The following is a 1,635-nucleotide window of genomic DNA, read 5'->3' as shown; positions in this document are numbered from 1 at the left end:
ATACCTATCCTTCCTACAGCTTTAATCCTGCTTTCCCGGGAACCATTTACGGAAAACAAACTTTAACGGATGATCCAGCTTCCACAGGAAAAAGTACTAAAAGTTTACCTGTAATGACTTTTGTGAAAAATATTGAAGATGATAACTGGACAAAGACCTATAACTATTATGATCTGAAAGGAAGAGCCATAGGTTCGCATTCCATCAATCATTTGGAAGGGTATACCAGAACAGAATCCGATCTGGATTTTACAGGAGTGACTCTACAAACAAAGACTTATCACAAAAGGTTAAGCTCCGATACGGAGAAAGTGATCACGGAAACTTTTACATATGATAATCAAAACAGGCTTTTAGTTCATAAGCACCAGATAGATAGCAATCCTGAAGAAATTTTAGCTCAAAACAGCTATGATGAGCTATCTCAGCTTTCTCAGAAAAAAGTAGGGGGAACGAACATGGCCACTCCGCTTCAAAGCATAGAGTATGCTTATAATATCAGAGGCTGGATGACCAAGATCAATGATCCTGCGAATCTTGGAAATGATCTTTTCGGATATAACATCAATTATAATCAGGTTGAAGGATTGGAAACACCCAATTCTGATTTTCCTTCTTTAATGGTGAAGCCTAAATACAATGGAAACATTGCTGAAGTATCCTGGAAAACCCTTACACAGGAAAATGAACCGCTTAAAAGATATGGTTATGTTTATGATAACCTCAATAGATTATCAGCAGGTTTCTATCAGAAAGCGGGATATGAAACGGCTAAAGAATACTTTGAAAAACTGGATTACGACCTTAATGGAAATATTACAAGATTGCAAAGGTCTGCGGAATTATTATCAGGAAATAGTACTGCTCTGGCAATAGACAATCTTAAATATGATTATATAGGAAACAGATTAATAAAAGTTACCGAAGAGCAAATAGGAAATAGTAATGGATATCCATATTTATCAACTCCTAGTATCATTGGATATGATGATAATGGAAATATGACAGATCATCTGGATAAAGGGATTTCCTCAATTCAGTATAATTATTTAAATTTACCCAAGCAGATTACCCAGAACTCTAAGGCAACCAGCTACACTTACAGAGCAGACGGAGTAAAAGTGAAGAAGCTCTTTGGAGATATAGAAACCTACTATTTGGATGGTTTCCAGTACAAGTCTACAAAGCCGTCAGAACTAAATCCGGGAGGAATTGGTATTGAAGATCCTAATGAGGTGGCCGAAATGAAGCTAAGAATAATCCCGAATTCTGAAGGCTACTATGATGCTCTTAGTAATTTATATATATATAATTTTACGGATCATCTGGGAAATGTGAGACTGAGCTATACGGATACCAATAAAGACGGGATCATTCAACCGAGACAATATAGGGTAAGTGAATGCGACGGGCCTTGGGATCCCTGGAATCCACCTAACTGTATTGATTATTGGAAACCAGGTGAGATTGTTGAGATTAATAATTACTATCCTTTTGGATTATTACATAATTATACTTCAACTACTCAGAATGCTTATCAATACAAGTACAACGGAAAAGAGTTGCAGGAAACAGGAATGTATGATTTTGGGGCGAGGATGTATATGCCGGTTATTGGTAGATGGGGAGTGGTTG

Annotated in this window: 1 protein-coding gene; it reads left to right on the top strand. The window is 36.9% G+C overall.

The window, feature by feature from the left end; translation table 11 throughout:
- A partial coding sequence (locus tag ACGHIN_RS17225; RefSeq protein WP_390456457.1) for an RHS repeat domain-containing protein occupies window positions 1-1,635 on the top strand: 1,635 nt, incomplete at both ends.

Origin of the sequence: Chryseobacterium barbadense (assembly GCF_042849955.1) — a bacterium.
GTDB lineage: Bacteria > Bacteroidota > Bacteroidia > Flavobacteriales > Weeksellaceae > Chryseobacterium.
The sequence above is the reverse complement of the archived record's forward strand: the minus strand, read 5'-3'. Positions and strand labels throughout refer to the sequence as shown.